The following is an 18,897-nucleotide window of genomic DNA, read 5'->3' as shown; positions in this document are numbered from 1 at the left end:
CACCGGACGCACCATCGAATACGCCCAATCCGCCTACCGCGGCGACCGATACCGCATCACCACAAAACTCCACTTCGACCACACGTCCGGATAGGTCGCGCGCGCGGCGAAGGAATGTCGTGGTCCCACCGCCGTGCGGGGTGTCAGTGGCCGGCGGTTCCGCCCCGGTGGTCGGCGAGCCGGCTGGACCCTAGCGTCGGTGGGTGGCGTGTCCGCACGCATCGCGGAATCGGTCTCCACGAGCCAGGGCCTGCCCGCAGGATGAGCAGAATTCGGCCGGGATGCCGGCGGACTTCCATTCAGCGCGGGGGCGTAGGCCCGTCTCGATGGCGGCTGCCAACTCGGCCTGGCCGGTGTAGTGCGCGACCTGCCGATTGATACGGGTATGGGCTTCGTCGTCGGTCCAGCGCGCGGGGATCAGGGCCTGCGCGACGACCTCTTCTCCGGCTTCGGAAGAGCCTTCAGGGGTGTCGGTGCTGATGATGCTCAGGTCAAGTCGGTCGGGCGCGCGACCATGTCGACGCTCCCGTTCAGCTTTGTGGCGATCTCGAGGAGTTCGTCCACGCGCCAGTCGGTGCCCAGCCCTCGGCAGTCACAGCTGAACTTCCCCCGGCACGCGTCCAACGCGGCCTTTAGATCCGCATCGGTTTTAGCGTCGTTGACCGAGTCGGTGAGGAGGATCGCGTGCGCGAGATCGACGTCGGCGAGGAGCTCGGCGGCGGCGGTCAGCCACCGGCCGAACGCGACCCCCGAACCTGTGCGCAGACCGTTGACGGCCGTTTTCGCCTCGCCACGTGTCGCGCGCGATGCGGTCGCCAGAGCCTTGTCGGGGGGATAGACCACGGTGGCCGCGCCGGTGCCGGCGATCACCGCGAAGCGTGTTCCGTCCGCCAGCGTCTCGATCGCCGCGATCACTGCCTCTTTCGCCGCGGACAGCCGGCCCGAATCCATCGATGGCGCGCATCCCAGCAGGAACACGACGGCCCTGCGTTCCGGCGCGACGGCCGTCGCGCCGATGCCCACGCCGCCAGGAGTTTCGGCGGTCACGGTGATGATGGCGTTGACCTCGTCCCCGCCCGGCGGCAGGTACTCGTTGTGGAAGACCTCGATGCGAAAGTCGAGGGGCTCCAGCGACACCGATCGCGACCTGAGCCCTGCCCGGTGGGCACGGTTCCGTACCAGCGGTACCTGCGCAGCCGCATCGAGCGCACCGGCGATCACCTCCCGCCCGGCATCGAGGATGATCGCGCAGTTGTCCTCACCCAGCCCCCACAGTTCGGGATCGGTGAGAAGTGTCCTGAGGCCTGGCAGGTGCGCCGAGCAGCCGCACGGTCACATCACGCGCGACGTCCGGATCCCGCCGGAGCCATTCGCACAAAGACCGGATCGTGGCGTCGTCGTCCTCCTCCGGGAACCGGATCGCGACATCGACCGAACCCTCCCTGCCACCCGAGAACGTCAACAACCGCCAGTGTCTCAGGTCTTCGATCGATGGGGGGCTGGCTCCACCTCGGATGAGAGGGGTGACTCCAATGTGTTCGGCCATGCCGCCTCACTAGCTTCGCCATCATGAAGATCTCGAAGCACGCGTCCGCCGTCGTCGCCGGATCCGTACTCGTGGGTGCAGCGCTGCCCATCGCACCGACCGGCGCATCAGTGGTTCCGCCGCCGTCTCGGCAGACGTTGGTGCGACAGGCGGGCAGGGTCGTCGCGGCCGGCGTACCGGGCGTCAACATCGAGACGCGCGATGAGCGTGGCACCCGCTCCATCGTGGCCGGTGCAGGGAATCTCCGCACCCACGAGCCGCCGCGGCCCTCCGGTCGGTTCCGCATCGGCAGCGTCACCAAGTCGTTCACGGCGACCCTGGTGCTCAGCCTTGTCGCGGATGGGCGGATCGACCTCGACGCCCCGATCGACCGTTACCTGCCGGGGGTGCTGCCGTACTCCGAGCCGATCACCGTCCGTCAGTTGCTGCAGCACCGAAGCGGTCTGTTCGACTATGGGAGCGTCCTGTGGCCGGACCCGAAGACCGTGGCCCGGTCGCGATACCGGGACTACGCCCCGGCCGATCTCGTGCGCATCGCCACGCAGAAGCCGCTGCAGTTCACCCCCGGCAGACAGTTCCTGTATTCCAACACCGACTACGTCCTGCTCGGCATGCTCGTGGAGAAGGTCACCGGCGAGAGTTACGCACGCGCGTTGTCCCGGCGCGTGCTGGACCCGGCCGGGTTGCGGAACACCTACCCCGCCGGACACGACCCGCGGCTGCGGCTGCCGTCGGCGCGCGGGTACGAGGCCGTGTATTCGTCGACCCGGTTGACGGATCTCACCACCTACAACATGTCCGCCGCGTGGGCGAGCGGCGACATCGTCTCCACCACCCACGACGTGAACCTCTTCTACTCGGCGTTGCTCGGCGGGCGGCTGGTGCCGCCCACCCTGTTGCGCCAGATGAAGCAGTCCGAACCCGCCTTCCCCGGCTTCGGGTACGGGCTGGGCCTCGGGTACACCGAGATGTGCGGCCGGCAGATCTGGGGCCACCAGGGAGGCGTGCCCGGGTACGGCACTTACAGCTTCACCAGCCCTCAGGGCCCACGCCAGATCACGATCTCGGTGAACCGAAGCCTCAAGCTGAGCCCGGCCGCCGGAAAGGAGATCAACACGCTCATCGCCGATGAGTTCTGCGGCGACCCGGCTCAGAGATGAGGCCGCCGCAGCGTCGCGCGCCGACCCGAGGGGGTCAACCGGTCAGGGTGCCGTAGCCGTCGTTGCCGAGGCCGGTCGCGGTCTGGCTGGTCCAGAGGTCTCCCTTCGCGCCCAGGGAGGTGACGTCGCCGATCACCTGGGTGTCCACCTGGTCGCGGGGGAGGGCGCCGGCCTGCGCGATGTCGTGGGCGTACGCGGAGGCGGCGCTACCCGCCGAGGAGACCAGGCCCGGGGTCAGTGAGGACCACGGGGAGCTCAGCGCGGCGCTGCCGCCGCCGAGCGCGAGGGAGGAGCCGTTCAGCGAGCCGTCGCGGTTGGAATCGAGCAGGTTGCCGCTGTTGTAGGTCGACTGGTTGGAGCCCATTTGGTAGTAGGCGTTCGAGGCGTTGGTGGTCCTCGGGCCGGTGATGAAGTAGTTGTCCACGACGTCGTGGGTGAACTTCCCGCCGGAGTTCCCGGCGGTGTAGCCGGCCTGGTAGTCGTAGATGACGTTGCCGATGTACTGGGTGTCGGCCTTCGCCAGCGGGTTCCGGTTGTGGGAGTTGGCGAAGATGTCGTGGTACCAGGTAAAGGGGCCGCCTTCGGTGTGCGCGCCGAACTGCTGGCCGATCGGGTCGGCGATGATGGAGTCCTGAATGGTGATGTTGGAGGCGCCGACGGCGTCGATGTCGTCCCATTTGGCGAACTCGACCGAGACGTGGTCGAAGATCATGTTGCTGCTCTGGTAGAGCGACAGGCTGGCCTTACCGCTGGCCGGGTCGAGGGTGCCTTCGCGGAACCGGACGTTGCGGACGATGTCGTTGGAGGAGTTCGCGAACGACACCTCCCGGGCCATGAGGCCGACACCCTGGCCGGGAGCGGTCGTGCCGTCGATCGTGATGTTGCTCGTGACCGAGACGGCGGAGGACAACTTGATATAGCCGGCGACGTCGAACACCACGATGCGGTGGGAGGCGCTGACCGCGTCGCGGAACGAGCCGCTGCCCGAGTCGTTCAGGTTGGTCACGTGGTACGTCGTGCCGCCGGCACCGCCGGTCGCGCCGGCGCCGTAGCCCACGGCCCCCGGGAAGGCCGACGCGGAGGCGACGGTGGCGTGGGCCGTCCAGGCGGCGCAGGCGAGGCCCGTGACGGCCGCGCCGAACAGGAGCGCTCGGCCCCGCGGTGAGGTACGACGACGCTTGAGGACGGACATGTCACCTCCGGATGAGCGGGCTTCGTGACGGTAAGTACCGGACCGCGAATCGTCAAGGTGAGGTGGTGATCGAGGGTGCGGATCTGTCGTCGGCCACTTCCGCGTGGCATCGATGGCGCCGGGTCGACGTGGGCCTTCATCAGCCGATTCGGAGGCTGGCGATTGGTCGGGTTTCGGAGATCAGAGGCGCATGAGGCCGGTCCCTTGCCGGTGACTTTTTCACGCCGCTTTCAAACGTCGCATGTTCCGGGTGCACGTCGTGCGCAAGATGGCCGACTCGGTGGAAGGCAGCACGACCGGTGTGCTGCCGCACACCGGTCACCTCGCGGTCCGCGAGAACTCCGACGCAGGCAACGCCGAGATCGACGCCTTCATGGGGTATCGGACGGCCGTGCGGAGCGGCGCAGTGTGACGCGGTGTGGCTGTCAGTACCTGCGGGGCGGATTCGGTCCGTTGGGAGGCTGGGGCGGGCTGGGCGGATACGGCTGGTTGGGGTAGGGCGTGGCCGCAGGGTAGGGACTGTTCGGCGGTCCGCCGGCTGCGGGTGGCTGCTGTCCGTACGGCCCGTACTGGGGGTAGGGGCCGCCGGCCGGCCCCGACGGCGGCGCACCGTACGCCGGTGCGGCTGCGGCAGGGGAACGTCGCCGGGCCACCATGAAGACGACGGTGACGACCATGAACAAGGCGCCGACGCCGATGAGTGTGTAGCCCTCGTCGTGGGTCTTGGACAGTTGCTGGGCGGAGTCCCGGGCGACCCTGGAAAAGCCGTGGTGGGAGATGGTGATGCACCGGTCGTCCGGTCCCATCGACCTGCCGTTGCAGGTGGCGGTCGTTTTCGTGCTGAGGAACGCGCCGTAGGCGATCGCGGCGACGCCGATGCACAACGTCACGATCAGTCGGCCTGGCTTCACGAGCTCTGCTCCTGTTGGTGATGGCTGCGATACGTGAGGGCGCCGGTTGCCACGGCGGGCCTCTGCTCTGACGCGGTTACCGGCGCGATCGTGGCGCCGCCGGGCTTTTCTGGTGGCGGCGTCTGCCGGGCGCGCGGGTCAGGACTTGAGCGGTAGCCGCTTGGCGAGTCGTGTGGCCAGCGGTTTGAGAGCGGGCATCGGGCCGGATTGGCTGTCGGCGTCCATCGCCATGATGACGTTGCCGGAGCGTACGAGGATGATCTCGTCGGCGACGTAGGGGCCGGTGGGGGTGACCTTGACGTCCAGCGCCTGGTCACCAAGGTGGGCGAGGGCCGTTGCCTTGGTGGTCATCTTGACGGTCTTGCCGCCGAGGGCCTGAGTGGTGAAGTGCGCGCAGCGTTTGGCCAGGGCGCTGACCTCGTTCATCTGCTTGACGGCATCTCCGGGCTGGTAACCGTTGAAGACCAGGTCGGAGCTGGTGTCGTTGGGGGTCTTGAGCCCTTGCTCGGCATAGGAGGCCTGGTAGTCGTCGGTCAGGGTCTTGGCGCCGCCGTTGGTCATCGCCTTGGCGCAGCTCTCGCCGGGCAGCAGTGGGGCGCTGGGGGTCTTGACGGTGGCTCCGGTGTCGAAGTTGGAGGCGTTGTCCAGCTTCCAGCCGTGGGGCAGGTCCTTGGCGGTGGGCGTCAGCGTCTTCAGCTTCGTGCCGGTCGGGACGCTGCCGGATCCCCCGGCCGGGCTGCTCGGGCCGCCGGAGGCGGCGGGCTGCTTGGCGGTGGCCGGGGGTTGTTGGGTGATGCCGGGAGAGGACGGTTTCGACGATGAACATCCGGTCACCATGATGGCGAAGGCCACGGCTGTACCGGCTCCGGCGAGCAACCTATGCATGGGCATGACGATTCTCCCCCAGTGAAGATTATGAAGCCGGCTTGATATGGCTCAAGTCCGGCAAGTCGGTGACTTTAGCCAACACTTGGACGATCAGGCAACCGAAAATTTGTGGGCTCCGTCACGCGAGTTTCAGAACACCAAAATTCGAGGTTGTCTTTACCAACATTTTGCCGGATCGGCTCGACTTGTGGCCTGGAAAGCGCGTAGCGGGAATTTTAGGAGCAATTGCGATCGCCTGGGCCCTGAGGGACGCACACGAAGGCGCTCTCTTTTCTCAGGCGACCGCGACTTGCTGGTGTGCGGAGCGTGCCGGTCGACGAGGTCTGCCGATGTGGTGGTCCTCCCGTCTGGGAGGACCACCATTAAGCGGGTCGATTACCTGTAGATCATGAAAGACATCAGGTAGTTGTAGTTGGGGCTACCGACGCCGGTGGCTGCGTCGTAGCCGGGTGTGGTGGCCAGAAGTGCGGGGCCCGCGCCGTCGGTGCCGGTGGTGGCGAGGTATGTGAGGATCGGACCGCTGGCGGTGCTGGGGTTGGTGTACCAATTCAGTGCGAAGTCCAGCGGGTTCCCGGGGTTTTGGGTTGTGATATCTGTGAAGAGGTGTCCCCGGTAGCCGTGGTAGATCGCGCCGTTGGCGAATCCGATGGGCGCCCCCTTCGCCTGTTCGGCGAGAGCCTGCATGCCGGCGAACAGCGGGGTGGCCAGGCTGGTACCGCCCCAGCGAGCGGTGGAGTAGGCAGTGGAGCCGTCGGGCTGTGTTGCGGTCAGGCCGATGATCATCCCGGTGTTGGGGTCGGCGTCCATGGCCACGTCGGGCACGACACGCATGGGCGAGGTCGAAGCGCCATTGGGCAGGGTCCCGCTCAGGCTGTTCGGCACGATCCCCGCCTGGTAGGACGGCTGGGAATAGGCGTAGCTGGTGCCGCCGCCGCTGCCTTGGTAGAAGTCCGCAGGATAGGTTCCGGGCAGCGGATCGGTCCAGCCGGTCCCCGCCGAGTTGAGGGGGTCGCGGAAGATACCGTAGTCGGACTCGTACTCGTAGTTGCCGCGTGACCCGATGGCGAGCGCAGTTCCGCCCACACCGGTCGCATACGGACTTGAAGCAGGGTACGACACTTGAAGCTTGTCGGACCCTTCTCCAGCACCACGAGCCGTGGCGGGGTCGTTGTAGCCCGCGTCACCCGACGCGAAGTACATGCCGATACCCTCGGCGTTGCCCTGTTGGAGGATGGAGTCATACGTCGCCCGGAGGGCGGGGGTCTCCTGGTCCTCGGGTGCGGTCCAGGAATTGCTGACGATGCTGGCGAGGTGGTTGTCGACGACTCGCGCCATCGCGTCCTGGAGGTCGTTGTCATTGCAGCTTGCGGCGCCCACGTACACCACGTTCGCGTCCGGCGCCATGGCGTGTGCGGCCTCGACGTCGATGTGTTCCTCTGTAAACCAGTTGCCGCAGGCCGACACGGAGTTCCATGAGGGCGCCAGGTTCTGTGTGAACTGTCCGGAGGCGAAGCCCGCGTTGCCGTGGCTGGCGAAATAGGTGTTGGCGTCGGAAAGGATCGTAGGTGAGGCGTAGGCGTCGAGGACGGCCACCGTCACGCCTTTCCCGGTTAGGCCGCTGCGAGTGGCGCCGTAAGCGGACCTGAGTTGACTGGGCGTGTATCCGCAGAGATTCCACGGCGCGCTGGTGCCATATGCAGTCGGGAGGTTCGTGGCCTTCGTCTCACCGTAATATTTGTCGCACGGCCCGGGCGTCCAGCGGTTGGGCGGCGGAGGTGGAAGATCGTCCGCCGGTTTCATTTGATGAGGTGCCGAATCCAGGTCGGTGATGGTCATCACGTTGGGTGCCAAGGCCGCCGGCACCCGCGGCGTACTTTCGGGCGCGATCTGGAGTTGGTTCTTGACTAGGAATTTGTGGAACTGTACCGAGAACGCCCGCTGCGCCTGGGCCACGCTACCCTTCACGGCAACGTAGTGGTTGGTGACCGCGGTTACCCCAAGGCCCATCGACCTCGCCCAGGATGTGACCGCCCGCTGCTCCGCGCGTGTTGGGCCAAAGCGCGCCCGAAACTGAGCGGGAGTCAGGTAGTGCCCGTACGCCGCGTTGCCGGGAGTCGAGACCTCCCGGTCGAAACGCGCCAGTCCGGCGGGGTCTTGGTAGGCGAGCCAGATCCGCCCCTTGATCGGCGTCGAGGCCGCTGCCGAACCGCGATCCGCGGACGTCACCGCCCACGACGGCTGGGTACCTGCTACCGGCGTCGTCCCGCTGGCCGCCTGTCCTGGGTCGGCGAACACCACCATCGCAGGTAGCGTCAGCGCCACGGCCCCAGTGGCCAAGCGCCACAGTGCACCGAATGCCATTGGTAAGTCCTTTCAAAATCCAAACGATCATCGACGCGGCCACAACCAAGCTGAATGCCGTTGCGCTCCCACGGCGATCCCAACACTGCCTTCATGCGGTGACCCGAAGCCGCCAGTCCTGCCGTCGTCGACTCCCGCTCCTTCAGGGCTTTGCGTTGTAGACCTCTTGGGATTGATCGTCCTGGCGCGCCGGGGGGCGGCAACTCCCGCGTCGGCGCTTCTGCCGGAAGTCGCGGGCTTATCGGGTCGGCGTCGGCGCCACCTGGGCTTCCACCCCGTCGGTTTCGCCGGACCGTGCCCGGCCGCCTCGGCGGCCAGGAGCTGACGGTGCGTGCGCCGACGAGGCGGAGTCGCGTGACCTGGCCGATGTGCTCGCGGCGCTGCCGCCCGATGCCCACCTGTGGAAACTGCCGTCTAATGCGAGAACTCAGAGTTCTTCGAGGCGGCCGGTGAGGTAGCGGCGTTCGGCCTCGGTGGGCGCCAGCTTCAGCGCTTCCTCGTACTCCGCCTTCGCCTCGGCGGTACGGTCGGCGCGGCGGAGCAGGTCGGCCCGGGTGGCGGGGAGCAGGTGGTACCCCTCGAGCCGGCCGGACGCGGCGAGTTCGTCGACCAGGGCCAGCCCGGCGGGGATGCCGTCCGCCATCGCGACCGCCACGGCGCGGTTGAGGTCCACGACCGGCGATGGCGCCAGCCTTGCCAGGTCGGCGTACAGGCCCGCGATCTGCGGCCAGTCCGTGCTTGCCGCGTCGGGCGCGGTGGCGTGGCAGGCGGCGATCGCGGCCTGCAACTGGTACGGCCCGGCGCGCCGCATCGCCAGCGCCTGGTCGAGTGCCGCCACGCCCTCGGTGATCAGCGCCCGGTCCCACCGCGAGCGGTCCTGCTTCTCCAGCGTGACCAGCACACCGTCGTCCGTGCGCGTCGCGCGCCGGGCCTCGTGCAGCAGCATCAGCGCGAGCAGTCCGCGGGGTTCGGGCTCCTGCGGCATCAGGCGGACCAGGACCCGCGCCAGGCGGATGGCCTCGGCCGTCAGGTCGCGGCGGGCGTCCTGCGGGTCGTACTCCTCGTCGTAGCCCTGGTTGAAGATCAGATAGAGCACCGCGAAGACGGCGGCCAGTCGCTGCGGGAGGAGTTCGGCGGGTGGCACGCGGTACGGGATCCCGGCCTCCTGGATCTTGCGCTTGGCGCGGACCAGCCGTTGCGCCATCGCGGGCTCAGCGGCGAGGAACGCCCGGGCGATCTCGGCGGTGGTCAGTCCGGCGAGCGTACGCAGGGTCAGCGCGACCCGGGCCGGGAACGGCAGCGCCGGGTGGCAGCACGTGAAGATCAGCCGCAGCCGCTCGTCCGGGATCTCGTCCACGGGTGGCGTGCCGGGATCGCGGGCCAGCACGGCGAGTTGGCGTAGCTTGGCCGCCCCGGCGGCATCGCGGCGCAGCCGGTCGGTCGCGCGGTTTCGGGCGGTGGTGGTGAGCCAGGCGCCCGGGCGGCGCGGGACGCCGTCGCGCGGCCAGGTCTCCAGCGCGGCGGCGAACGCGTCCTGTGCGCACTCCTCGGCCAGGTCCCAGTCCCCGGTCGATCCGATCAGGGTCGCGACCACCTGGCCCCACTCGTCCCGATAGGCCGCGTCGACCGCGGCCCGTACCCGGTCGTCGGGCGCGGTCATTCCCACATGGGACGGATCTCGACGCCGCCCCAGCGCGCGTACGGATGACCGGCGGCGATCTCGATCGCCTCGTCCAGGTTCGCGCACTCGACGATCACGAAGCCGCCCACGAAGTCCTTGGTCTCGGCGAACGGCCCGTCCGAGACCAGCGTCTCGCCCTCGCGTACGCGGACCGTGGTCGCGTCCACGACCGGACGCAGCCGCGCGCCGACGAGCTTGCCGCCGCGCCGATCCAGGTCCGCCACCCAGGCCCGGTGCACTGGATCCGCATCGAGCTCCTCGTTGGTCGGTGAGATCGTCTCGTCATCGCAGATCAGCAGCACGTACTTCATGCGATGAATTCTGCCCGACCGGATCCCCCGGTGCCCTACCGGCGCCATGCGAACGCGCGGCCTGGGTTGACGGCCAGGATCGTGTGCATGGCGTCCTCGCCGACGCGGCGGGCCAGCGCGGCGGCCGTATCGTCGAGCAGGGCCGCCGGGCCGGGGCTTCCGTTAGGGGCGAGGCGGTCGGCAGTGGGGGTGTCGGCACCGAGCAGGATGCGGTCGCCGTATCCGGCCTCGAGCATCGCGCAGATCAGATCACCGAGCCGCCAGTCGGTGGCGTGGGTATCGCGACGAGGGCCGTCGTAGGCGAGGTAGGCGCCGGAGGCGGCCAGCTCGGCGTGCAGGCGGTGGTCCGGGTTTCGGGCGAGGTGGCCGAGTACCACGTGCCCGGGCGGCACGCCGGCGGCGTCCAGCGCGGTGAGCACCGCCTGGCCGTGGGTGCCCAGTTCAAGGTGCACGCAGACCGGCGCGCCGGTGGCCTGGTGAGCGGTGCCGGCTGCGGCCAGCGCCCGGCGTTCGTGCTCGTCTGTGCCGTGGTAGCCGGCCGCCACCTTGATCACGCCCGCGCATGCCGGGTCGGCCGGGTCCGGCATGCCGTTGTCGCCGCGCATGCCAATGGTGAGTTCCTCGGTGAACAGTGCGGCGAGCTCCGCTGTGCCGAGGGTCGCGGGCCAGCGCGGCGGGCCTCCGCCAGTGGTGTAGTGGCGTGCCTGGTGCAGGCCGGTGGCGGCGATGATGTGGACGCCTGTCCGCTCGGCGATACCGGGCAGCCATTCGGCGTGACGGCCCATTCCCGGCGGGGTCCACTGCACGAGGGTCTGGCCGCCGGCCGCCTTGAAGTCCTGGGCCATGGCCGACGCGGCGGACCGCCGGTTGAGCGGGCTGCCGGGGATCACAGGGGACTCGAGCAGCAGATGGTCATGGGCGTCGGTCACTCCCAGCTCGCCGAGTGGCAAGTCACCGCGCACGGTGCGGACCAGGCTCGTCATGCGGCCGCCCCGTCGCCGGCGCGAAGGTGCCTTCCGATCGTGGCGACGGTCAGGCACCAAGCCGCGATCCCGGTCATCTCTGGCCGGGCATGCTCGCCGAAACCTGATGTCGCGTCCTCGGCGATCACCAGCCGGTAGTCACGCGCGCTCGCGTCGTAAATCGTCGCCCGCGGACAGTTCGGGTAGTTGCATCCCGCGACGACCAGCGTGTTCACGCCGAGATCATCAAGATGCCACCGCAGCGGGGTGTGGTGGAAGGCGCTCCATCTCGGCTTGTAGATGACGTGCTCTCCGTCGGCGAGCGGCTGGGCCGCACCCGACAGCAGCCGGCCGGGGTCCAGGGGCGCGGCGCCCGCCGGGGCCAGGCCGTCGGCCAGGCGAGATCCCGGCGAGTGCGGGGCGACCAGGTCGGCGCCGGAGGCGATGAGCGACCGGCGGCAGATGTCGGCGTTGCCGCCGTCGGGCAGATACAGCCGGACCACGTGCACGATGGGCCGATGGGCGTCCCGGAACACGCGCGCCAGCCTGGCCACCGCCGGGACGATCTGTTCGGTGCCGGGCACCGCGTGCGGGCCGGAAACGAAGTCGGCCTGCATGTCGATCGTCAGCAGGGCGGCGCGGGCGAACTGCGGCCGGGTGTACTCATCGCCGGGCACCGGATCCTGGGAAAGAGGGTTCTCGATCACCCTGTGCACGTTAGGACTCGGTGGCGGGGCCGCCTTGTACGTCGTTGCACGCCCGTCCGGTACGGGCGAACTGCCCGGGGGTGGCGGCGAACGTCCGGCGGAAGTGGCGGTGCAGGTGAGACTGGTCGTAGAAGCCGCTGTCGGCGGCCGCCCGGGCGACGCTGTGGCCGGCGGTCAGCAACTGCTGGGCATGCCGCAGCCGCAACGCCAGCAGGTACCCGTGCGGGGTCACCCCGGTCACGGTGCGGAACGCGCGAAGCAGCACAAAGCGTGGCATCCCGACCAGCTCGGCCAGTTCGGCCAGGCTCGGCGTGCGCCCGATGTCGGCGGCCAGATACCCCTTGATCCGGCCGATCGCGGCCGGCCATGAGGCCCTGGACGGCTGGGTCGGCCCGCACGCCGCATGCCGGGCCAGCACCAGCGCCAGCACCTCATGAAGCTGTTCGCAGGCGAGCAACGGCGAGGTGCCCGGCTCGCCCAGCAGCCGATGCACCCGAACCAGGCGGGCGGCCAACTCCGGATCCCGCGGAGTCGCGGCCGGGAACGTCGGCCTCCGCCCTCCGATCTCGGCCAGCAGACCGGGAGGCACGTAGAAGACCCGGTAGTCCCAGCCCTCTGACGCGGCAGGCCGCCCGGCATGGATGACCTCGGCATCCAGCAGCAGCAAGCCCCCGGCGCCGGCGTGCTCGTCCGCACCCCGGTAGCGCACTGCCTCTGCGCCACGGTCGATGACCGCGATGGCGTATTCGCTGTGCGCGTGCGGCACGAAATGGTGCGTCCGGAACGACGCCGTCACCAACCGCACATCGCCGGCCCCCGGCGCGTACGAATGCCGGACGCGGTCCGCTCCGGCCTGCTCACCCTTCACACTCAGCCAGACCTCCCCCGCTTTTGTCGGCCCGCTGCGCCCGGGCTGGAACGCGGGCGACTCCGCGCCGGCTCTACCCTCGACCGCAATCATCACCGTCTGCAGCGCACGTTATATGCAATTTCGACCGCCCTTATGGGCAATGAAGGCTTGATCACGATTTGCGGGTAATCTGTGGAATCGCTCCCATACCGGGCAGTATGGGGCCGTGGGGTGGGTTATCACTGGGGACATCGCTGAATTCGACCTGACGGCAGGGGGATTCCTCCGCTCTCGGCCGATCGAGAACACCGTACTGATCACGGTGGTCGAGTCGCTGCGGTCACGGGGGCCGGCGGCGTACGGAGACGCGCCCGCCGTGATGGGAGCCTGGTCGACCGTCTCCGGTTGCGTGGCCGGCGCGTTCGTGCACACGCCGCCCTTTCCGCTGCTGCTCAGCGCGATGCCGGGACAGGCCGTCAAGGAGCTCGCCGGGGCCCTCGCGGATGACGGGCGGCGGCTGCCGGGAGTGACCGGGCGCCATGAACCGGCCCAGGAGTTCGCCACCTGCTGGCGGATCGAGACAGGAGCCGACCACAAGATCTGGGAGCGCCGCCGCCTCTACCGGCTCGTCGAGGTCCAGCGGCCGGACGTGCCCGGCAGCGCGCGCCTCGCCCGGCCCGCCGACCGGGACCTGCTCCTCGGCTGGTACCACGACGCCGAGCGGGAGATCCGGAAGCGTCCCGGCGACCACGACGCCGCGGTCGACGACCGGATCTCGTACGGCGGCCTGACCGTCTGGGAGCGGGACGGGGCCCCCGTCGCTCTCGCGGGCCGGACCCGGATGGTCGCCGGCATGACGCGGATCGCGCCCGTCTACACGCCGCCCGAGCACCGGCGCCACGGCTACGGCGCCGCCGCGACCGCCGCCGTGAGCCGGGCCGCCGTCGACGCCGGAGCCGAAGAGGTCGTGGTCTTCGCCGACCTGGCCAACCCAGGGGTCAACGCGATCCACCGGCGCATCGGCTACCAGCCGCTGGACGACTACCTCGTCATATCGTTCCGGGCAGGGCGGCGCGGCGACTGACGCCGCCGATCGATCGACCATCGCCGAGGAGCGTGCAGATGAGGGCGGGAATCGTCATCCTTCCGGAGTACCGCTGGCCGGAGGCCGAGCCGAAGTGGCGGCGGGCCGAGGAGTACGGATTCGACCACGCGTGGACGTTCGACCACCTCGGCTGGCGGTCGCTGGTGGACGGGCCGTGGTTCGGCGCGGTTCCGACGCTGGCGCTGGCCGCGCGGGCGACCGAGCGGATCGAGCTGGGCACGCTCGTGGCCTCGCCGAACTTCCGGCATCCGGTGCCCTTCGTGCGGGAGATCCTCGCCTTGGACGATGTGTCGGGCGGCAGGTTCACGCTCGGCATCGGCGCGGGCAGCTCCGACGACTATGACTCGACCGTGTTCGGCGAGGCCGGCCGGGTGGCGAGCCGGTCTCGGCGGTTCGCGGAGTTCGTGGAGTTCCTGGACGCCCTGCTGACCACGGGGAGGACCACGCGTACAGGGGAGTACTACGCCGCCGTGGACGCCCGTAACGCGCCCGGACCGGTGCAGTCGCCCCGCCCGCCGTTCGTCGTGGCCGCCAACGGGCCGAAGGCGATGCGGGTCGCCGCCCGTTTCGGGCAGGGCTGGATCACCACGGGGGCCAAGACCGACGACCTCGAGTCCTGGTGGCGGAGCGTCGCCGAGGCCGCGGCCCGGTTCGACGAGGCCCTGGAGGAGACCGGACGGGAGCGCGGCGAGGTCCGCCGGTTCGTGCAGACCGACGCCGCGCAGGTGTTCTCCCTGGCGTCGGTGGAGATCTACCGCGATTTCCTCGGCCGGGCGGACGAGCTCGGGTTCACCGACGTGGTGGCGCCCTGGCCACGGCGCGAGGGCGTCTACGCAGGGTCGGAGGACGTTCTGGAGGCGGTGGCCGCCGAGGTACTGCCCGGTCTACGGACCTGACCGGTGGGTGGTCGTGACGGGGGCGGCCCCTGTCACGACCACATCCGGCCGCAAGCGGACCAGGCGTTCCGAACCGGGATGAAACCGGCGGCCCGTACGTTCGAAGATCGACATGTTCCCTGTGATTCCGAGGCCCCGGTGAGCGAACAGAAGATCAACAAGGACGTGCCGCAGTCCGCGCGTGTGTGGAACTACCTGCTCGGCGGCAAGGACAACTATCCCGTCGACCGGGAGGCGGGCGATCAAGCCCTGGAGGTGCTGCCGGAGGTGGCCCGGCTGGCCCGTGAGTCTCGCCAGTACCTCAACCGCGCCGTGTCCCATCTGGTGGAGGAGACCGGGGTCCGGCAGTTCCTGGACATCGGCACCGGGCTGCCGACGGCCGACAACACCCATGAGGTCGCCCAGCGGTCCGCGCCCGAGGCCCGGATCGTCTACGTCGACAACGATCCTCTGGTGTTGACGTACGCACGGGCGCTGCTGACCTCCGCCAAGGAGGGCACCACCGCCTACATCCACGCGGATCTGCGGGAACCGGACACGATCCTGCGGGAGGCCGCTCGCACGCTGGACTTCGAACGGCCGATCGCGCTCATGCTCATGGGCATCACCGAGTTCATCCCCGACCACGAGCAGGCGTTCGGCATCGTCGATCGCCTGGTCGCGGCGCTGCCGTCCGGGTCGTACCTGGCGCTGTACGCCACGACGAACGTGGTGCACGGCGAGCGCACCGACCGAGCCATAGAGATGTGGAACCAGGCCGAGGGCACCACCCCCATGACGGCCCGGTCGGTGGAGCAGATCGCCAGGTTCTTTCGCGGGCTGGAACTGGTGGATCCGGGCCTCGTCGAGATCACCCGATGGCGGCCCGTGCACCCCGACCTGACCGGCGAGCCCGTCGACGGCTACGCGGGAGTGGGGCGCAAGCCATGATCGGGCCCGATCCCGGCCGCCCCCGCGGGCCGGGATCTCGCTACGACCCGTTGGCGACGCGGCTGCCGTCGCCGACTGGCTCGTCGGCCGGGGTCTCAACCGGCGTCGGCGCCGGACCCGAGATGAAGACGGCCGACAGCGTGAGCAGCAGGGCCCACACCCCGAAGAAGGTGAACGCCAAGGCGGCGTACGGTCCGGTGATCCAGTCGATGAACAGACCTGCGCCGATGATTCCGATCCCCGTTAACGCGATGCGCATGCGTCTACTCTGCGGCGATCAGGATCATTTGTCGAGTAAATAATTGTGTTCTTTAGACCGTCCGAAGCCGATCGCTTCGGTGCAGGGCGCTCGAAGAGCCGCAGGTCAGCGCCGATACAAGCCGTGACGTACGGGTACGACCCGTAGGGTGATTTCGGCGGGCGGCCGATGAAGACGTTTCTCGCCCTCGCGGCGGCCTGTTTCCTCGGCATCGGATTCGTCGCCCAGCAGCACGTGGCCTACCGCGAGCCGCTGGACGAGATGCTGCGGATGCGGCTGCTCGCCCACCTCATCCGCCAGCCGGTGTGGCTGCTCGGCATCGCCGCGATGGTCTGCGGGCAGGTGCTCGGTGCGTTGGCGCTCGACGAGGCCGACCTCGGCCGGGTCGAACCCCTGCTGGCGACCAATCTGATATTCGCCCTCGTCATCGCGCACGTCGTCTACCAGGAGCCGCTCAGCCGGGAGGTCTGGTGGGGCGGGTTGCTCGTGACCGCGGGCGTGGCGATCTTCCTGGCCGTCGGGCAGCCGCACGGCGGGCGGACGACGAGCCCCTGGTCCGTCCGCTGGATCGGCGCCGGTGCGGTGCTGGCGGTCGCGGCCGTGCTCGTGCTCGCCGCCGCCCCGCGGTCGCTGCGGACCAAGGCGATGCTGTTCGCGGCCGCCGCCGGGATGCTGTTCGGGGTCCAGGACGCGTTGACGCGGAGCTCGCTGCTCATGCTGGGCGAAGGGCTCGGGGTCGGCTTGCGCAGCTGGCAGCCGTACGCCCTGGTCGTGATCGCCGTGCTGTCCCTGCTGCTCGCGCAGAGCGCGTTCGACGCCGCGCCGATCGGCATCTCGCTGCCGGCGATGACGGCGGTCGAGCCGGTGATCGGGATCGTTCTGGGGATCCTCGTCTTCGCCGAGCATCTCCGGCTGACGGGGACCGCGCTCGCGGCCGAGGTCATCGGTCTGATGATGATCGTGGCGGGTATCGCTGTGCTCGGGCGCTCCTCGTTCCTGGGCAAGCCCGGGCAGGACACTGGCGCGGGCGCGGGCGCGAAAGGCGGACCGGGATGATCGCCGTCCTGTTCGCGGTCCTCGCCGCGGCGAGCAACGCCCTCGCGTCGGTGCTGCAGCGGCGCGCGGCCCGGTCGGCGCCCCCCGACGAGGCGTTCCGGCTCGCGCTCATCTGGGACCTGGTGCGCCGCCCGGAATGGCTCGGTGGCATCGTCGCGCTCATCGCCGGCTTCCTGTTCCAGGCGGCCGCGCTGACGACGGGTGGTCTGGCCCTGGTCCAGCCGCTCCTCGTGACCGAACTGCCGATCACGATGCTGCTCATTTCCTGGATCTTCCGGATCCGGCTGGGGCCGGAGTCCTGGCTGGCCGTCGGGGCGCTGACCATCGGGCTGGCCATTCTCCTCGCCGCCGCCTCGCCGTCTCCGGGACGCCGGCATCCGGACCGGATCGACTGGGCGATCGCCACCCTGGTGACGGCCGGGGTGATCACCTATCTGGTCTCGATGGCCAGGGTCACCAGCGGCTCCGCCCGCGCCACCCTGCTCGGGGTCGCCTCCGGCCTGGGGTTCGCCTTCACCGCCGCGCTGATGAAGGAGGCCACGGAGATCCTGCCCGAGGGCACGGTCGCCCTGCTGACCTCCTGGTCGGTGTGGGCCATGGTGGCGGCCGGGCTCGGCAGCCTGTTCCTCCTCCAGAACGCCCTGCACAGCGGCACGCTCGTGGCCGTGCAACCGGCGCTCAACGTCTCCGACCCCGTCGCCAGCATCGCGTACGGCGTCGGGCTGTTCGGTGAGGAGATCCGGCTGGGCGGCTGGGCGGTCGCGGAGGTCCTGGGCATCGGCCTGATCCTGTACGGGAGCGCGCGGCTGGCGCAGTCACCGCCGATCCGCCGCCACGCCCAGGTCAAACCGGCCGACCCGGGGAGCGAACCCCGTCCGGACCCCTGACCGGTGATTCGGGCGGCGTGTGATCGGGGTCGGGCCCGTCCGGTCCGAAGAGGAGGTCCTCGGCGGCAGGCGCGTCGAACAGCGCCGACGCGCGGGCGACCAGGCGACTCCGTTCGGCCGCGTCCCCGAGCCGGTCGAGTTCGGCGACCAGCCGCGCGGCGTCGTCCGCGTGGACGCTCAGCCCGGCGCGGGCCATCGCCAGGACGCCGTCGCGGCCGTGCCCCGGAATCGGCCGGTACGACACGACCGGAAGCCGGGCCGCGAACGCCTCCCGGCACGTCAGTCCCGCCGCGTTGTCCACCAGCGCGTACGCCGCCCCCATCAGCTCGGGAAGGTCGTCACGCCAGCCGAGCGCCACGAGCCCCTCGATGCGGCTGAGCCGGTCGCGCAGCGCTTGGTTCCGGCCGCAGAGCACGACGGGCACGTACCGTCCTGAGCGCGCCAGCACCCGGGCGGCCTTTTCGACCTCGCCCACGCCCCACGATCCCGCCGAGACCAGGACCGTACGGTCGTCCGGCCCTAGGGCGTGTCCGGTGGATCTTGTTCGTAGCCGGACGAAGATCCACCGGACACGCCCAAGGCCGATCCGGGCGTGGACGGCCGCCGAGCCGGCCGGGGGACTCCGGAAGGCGGGGCGGGTGAGCGGGGCGTGGCAGTCGGCCGGGCGGCCGGTCGCGGCGGTCACGTCGTGAGCCGTCTCCGGGCAGGGGCACAGGTACCGGTCCGCGCCCGGATGGAGCCAGAGGCGATGCGCCGCGAAGTCGGTCAGCAGCACCGTCGCAGGCACGGTCAGCCGGCCCGTGCGGCGCAGGTGCCCGGCCGCCTGCGCGGCCAGGTGGAACGTCGAGACGACCAGGTCAGGGGGCTGGCGGCGGACGAGACGGTCCAGGCGCGCGGCCAGCAGCACGGTCAGCGGCGAGGCCGCCCACGCCGGGCGGGGAGAGACGAAGAACGCCCGGTAGATCAGGGCGTACACCCAGGGTGCCCGCCGCATCATCCAGCCGTACCATCGCCGCAGGGCATGCCCCAGGCGCAGGGGGAGCAGCTCCAGCACGTCGACGACCTCGGCCTCGTGGCCGGCGGCGGTCAGCCGCCGGGCCAGCTCGACGGCGACGGCGTCGTGACCCGCACCCATGCTCGCACTGAGGATCAGCAGCCGATGTCTTGCCGGCGCCATGACCGTGCCTCCCGCAGA

General features: G+C 69.8%; 19 protein-coding genes. 7 read left to right on the top strand and 12 right to left on the bottom strand.

Translation table 11 applies throughout. The features are described from left to right. Positions 1-486 precede the first annotated feature (486 nt). Positions 487-1,137 carry a vWA domain-containing protein gene (locus AB0I04_RS46000; protein WP_360899924.1) on the bottom strand — a complete coding sequence of 217 codons (651 nt, stop codon included), beginning with the start codon at positions 1,135-1,137 and terminating at the stop codon, positions 487-489. A gap of 432 nt (positions 1,138-1,569) precedes the next feature. Here AB0I04_RS46000 and AB0I04_RS45995 point away from each other — a divergent pair, with 432 nt between their 5' ends. Beyond that, entirely contained in the window at positions 1,570-2,706 is a 1,137-nt protein-coding gene (locus AB0I04_RS45995) for a serine hydrolase domain-containing protein (protein WP_360899921.1), read from the top strand. A 34-nt stretch (positions 2,707-2,740) separates the two neighbouring features. On the opposite strand, the gene AB0I04_RS45990 is transcribed toward AB0I04_RS45995, so the two are convergent. After that, positions 2,741-3,898 (bottom strand): hypothetical protein, encoded by a 1,158-nt coding sequence (locus tag AB0I04_RS45990; protein WP_360899918.1) that lies wholly within the window; start codon positions 3,896-3,898, stop codon positions 2,741-2,743. 241 nt (positions 3,899-4,139) lie between these two features. On the opposite strand from AB0I04_RS45990, the gene AB0I04_RS45985 reads away from it, so the two are divergent. Further along, the gene (locus AB0I04_RS45985; protein ID WP_360899915.1) at positions 4,140-4,310 is read left to right on the top strand and encodes a hypothetical protein; all 171 of its coding nucleotides are present in this window, start codon (positions 4,140-4,142) and stop codon (positions 4,308-4,310) included. Positions 4,311-4,323: 13 nt separating this feature from the next. Here AB0I04_RS45985 and AB0I04_RS45980 read toward each other — a convergent pair whose 3' ends face one another. From AB0I04_RS45980 to AB0I04_RS45945, 8 genes are all read right to left on the bottom strand, one after another. After that, the gene (locus AB0I04_RS45980) at positions 4,324-4,809 is read right to left on the bottom strand and encodes a hypothetical protein (RefSeq protein WP_360899912.1); all 486 of its coding nucleotides are present in this window, start codon (positions 4,807-4,809) and stop codon (positions 4,324-4,326) included. A gap of 138 nt (positions 4,810-4,947) precedes the next feature. Beyond that, positions 4,948-5,700, bottom strand: a complete 753-nt coding sequence (locus AB0I04_RS45975; RefSeq protein ID WP_360899909.1) for a hypothetical protein — start codon at positions 5,698-5,700, stop codon at positions 4,948-4,950. Between the two features lie 372 nt (positions 5,701-6,072). Continuing rightward, positions 6,073-8,058 (bottom strand): S53 family peptidase, encoded by a 1,986-nt coding sequence (locus AB0I04_RS45970; protein WP_360899907.1) that lies wholly within the window; start codon positions 8,056-8,058, stop codon positions 6,073-6,075. A 427-nt stretch (positions 8,059-8,485) separates the two neighbouring features. Next, positions 8,486-9,718 (bottom strand): RNA polymerase sigma factor, encoded by a 1,233-nt coding sequence (locus tag AB0I04_RS45965; RefSeq protein ID WP_360899904.1) that lies wholly within the window; start codon positions 9,716-9,718, stop codon positions 8,486-8,488. Beyond that, positions 9,715-10,050, bottom strand: coding sequence for a YciI family protein (locus tag AB0I04_RS45960; RefSeq protein WP_360899901.1), 336 nt, complete (start codon positions 10,048-10,050; stop codon positions 9,715-9,717). Before AB0I04_RS45960 ends, AB0I04_RS45965 begins: the two co-directional genes overlap by 4 nt. Positions 10,051-10,085: 35 nt before the next feature. Then, positions 10,086-11,033, bottom strand: coding sequence for a hypothetical protein (locus AB0I04_RS45955; protein ID WP_360899898.1), 948 nt, complete (start codon positions 11,031-11,033; stop codon positions 10,086-10,088). Then, entirely contained in the window at positions 11,030-11,719 is a 690-nt protein-coding gene (locus AB0I04_RS45950) for an isochorismatase family cysteine hydrolase (RefSeq protein WP_360899895.1), read from the bottom strand. Before AB0I04_RS45950 ends, AB0I04_RS45955 begins: the two co-directional genes overlap by 4 nt. A gap of 10 nt (positions 11,720-11,729) precedes the next feature. After that, positions 11,730-12,587: an AraC family transcriptional regulator gene (locus AB0I04_RS45945; RefSeq protein ID WP_360899892.1), complete on the bottom strand. Its 858-nt coding sequence runs from the start codon at positions 12,585-12,587 to the stop codon at positions 11,730-11,732. A 208-nt stretch (positions 12,588-12,795) separates the two neighbouring features. Between AB0I04_RS45945 and AB0I04_RS45940 the strand changes: the two genes are divergently transcribed. From AB0I04_RS45940 to AB0I04_RS45930, 3 genes are all read left to right on the top strand, one after another. Then, positions 12,796-13,653, top strand: a complete 858-nt coding sequence (locus tag AB0I04_RS45940; RefSeq protein ID WP_360899889.1) for a GNAT family N-acetyltransferase — start codon at positions 12,796-12,798, stop codon at positions 13,651-13,653. A 38-nt stretch (positions 13,654-13,691) separates the two neighbouring features. Further along, a complete protein-coding gene (locus tag AB0I04_RS45935; protein WP_360899886.1) occupies positions 13,692-14,570 on the top strand; it encodes an LLM class flavin-dependent oxidoreductase in 879 nt (292 codons plus the stop codon). A gap of 138 nt (positions 14,571-14,708) precedes the next feature. After that, positions 14,709-15,500, top strand: a complete 792-nt coding sequence (locus AB0I04_RS45930) for an SAM-dependent methyltransferase (RefSeq protein WP_360899883.1) — start codon at positions 14,709-14,711, stop codon at positions 15,498-15,500. A 40-nt stretch (positions 15,501-15,540) separates the two neighbouring features. Here AB0I04_RS45930 and AB0I04_RS45925 read toward each other — a convergent pair whose 3' ends face one another. Then, complete coding sequence (locus AB0I04_RS45925) at positions 15,541-15,759, bottom strand: hypothetical protein (RefSeq protein WP_360899880.1); 219 nt, start codon at positions 15,757-15,759, stop codon at positions 15,541-15,543. 168 nt (positions 15,760-15,927) lie between these two features. Here AB0I04_RS45925 and AB0I04_RS45920 point away from each other — a divergent pair, with 168 nt between their 5' ends. Both AB0I04_RS45920 and AB0I04_RS45915 read left to right on the top strand, forming a co-directional pair. Continuing rightward, positions 15,928-16,815 (top strand): DMT family transporter, encoded by an 888-nt coding sequence (locus AB0I04_RS45920; protein WP_360899877.1) that lies wholly within the window; start codon positions 15,928-15,930, stop codon positions 16,813-16,815. Beyond that, positions 16,812-17,702 (top strand): DMT family transporter, encoded by an 891-nt coding sequence (locus tag AB0I04_RS45915; RefSeq protein ID WP_360899874.1) that lies wholly within the window; start codon positions 16,812-16,814, stop codon positions 17,700-17,702. The genes AB0I04_RS45920 and AB0I04_RS45915 overlap by 4 nt, the downstream gene beginning before the upstream one ends. On the opposite strand, the gene AB0I04_RS45910 is transcribed toward AB0I04_RS45915, so the two are convergent. After that, a complete protein-coding gene (locus tag AB0I04_RS45910; protein ID WP_360899871.1) occupies positions 17,659-18,879 on the bottom strand; it encodes a hypothetical protein in 1,221 nt (406 codons plus the stop codon). The two genes, AB0I04_RS45915 and AB0I04_RS45910, sit on opposite strands and share 44 nt — an antisense overlap. Positions 18,880-18,897 lie beyond the last annotated feature (18 nt).

The organism is Actinoallomurus sp. NPDC050550 (assembly GCF_040655075.1).
In the GTDB taxonomy this organism is placed as follows: Bacteria; Actinomycetota; Actinomycetes; order Streptosporangiales; family Streptosporangiaceae; genus Actinoallomurus.
Note: the sequence above shows the minus strand (reverse complement) of the source record. Positions and strands in the feature narration are given on the sequence as shown.

Bases quoted from the DNA above. Each gene is read 5' to 3' on its own strand.
- AB0I04_RS45995 (WP_360899921.1), top strand. From the start codon at position 1,570: ATGAAGATCTCGAAGCACGCGTCCGCCGTCGTCGCCGGATCCGTACTC.
- AB0I04_RS45990 (WP_360899918.1), bottom strand. From the start codon at position 3,898: ATGTCCGTCCTCAAGCGTCGTCGTACCTCACCGCGGGGCCGAGCGCTC.
- AB0I04_RS45985 (WP_360899915.1), top strand. From the start codon at position 4,140: ATGTTCCGGGTGCACGTCGTGCGCAAGATGGCCGACTCGGTGGAAGGC.
- AB0I04_RS45975 (WP_360899909.1), bottom strand. From the start codon at position 5,700: ATGCCCATGCATAGGTTGCTCGCCGGAGCCGGTACAGCCGTGGCCTTC.
- AB0I04_RS45970 (WP_360899907.1), bottom strand. From the start codon at position 8,058: ATGGCATTCGGTGCACTGTGGCGCTTGGCCACTGGGGCCGTGGCGCTG.
- AB0I04_RS45965 (WP_360899904.1), bottom strand. From the start codon at position 9,718: ATGACCGCGCCCGACGACCGGGTACGGGCCGCGGTCGACGCGGCCTAT.
- AB0I04_RS45960 (WP_360899901.1), bottom strand. From the start codon at position 10,050: ATGAAGTACGTGCTGCTGATCTGCGATGACGAGACGATCTCACCGACC.
- AB0I04_RS45955 (WP_360899898.1), bottom strand. From the start codon at position 11,033: ATGACGAGCCTGGTCCGCACCGTGCGCGGTGACTTGCCACTCGGCGAG.
- AB0I04_RS45935 (WP_360899886.1), top strand. From the start codon at position 13,692: ATGAGGGCGGGAATCGTCATCCTTCCGGAGTACCGCTGGCCGGAGGCC.
- AB0I04_RS45925 (WP_360899880.1), bottom strand. From the start codon at position 15,759: ATGCGCATCGCGTTAACGGGGATCGGAATCATCGGCGCAGGTCTGTTC.
- AB0I04_RS45920 (WP_360899877.1), top strand. From the start codon at position 15,928: ATGAAGACGTTTCTCGCCCTCGCGGCGGCCTGTTTCCTCGGCATCGGA.
- AB0I04_RS45915 (WP_360899874.1), top strand. From the start codon at position 16,812: ATGATCGCCGTCCTGTTCGCGGTCCTCGCCGCGGCGAGCAACGCCCTC.
- AB0I04_RS45910 (WP_360899871.1), bottom strand. From the start codon at position 18,879: ATGGCGCCGGCAAGACATCGGCTGCTGATCCTCAGTGCGAGCATGGGT.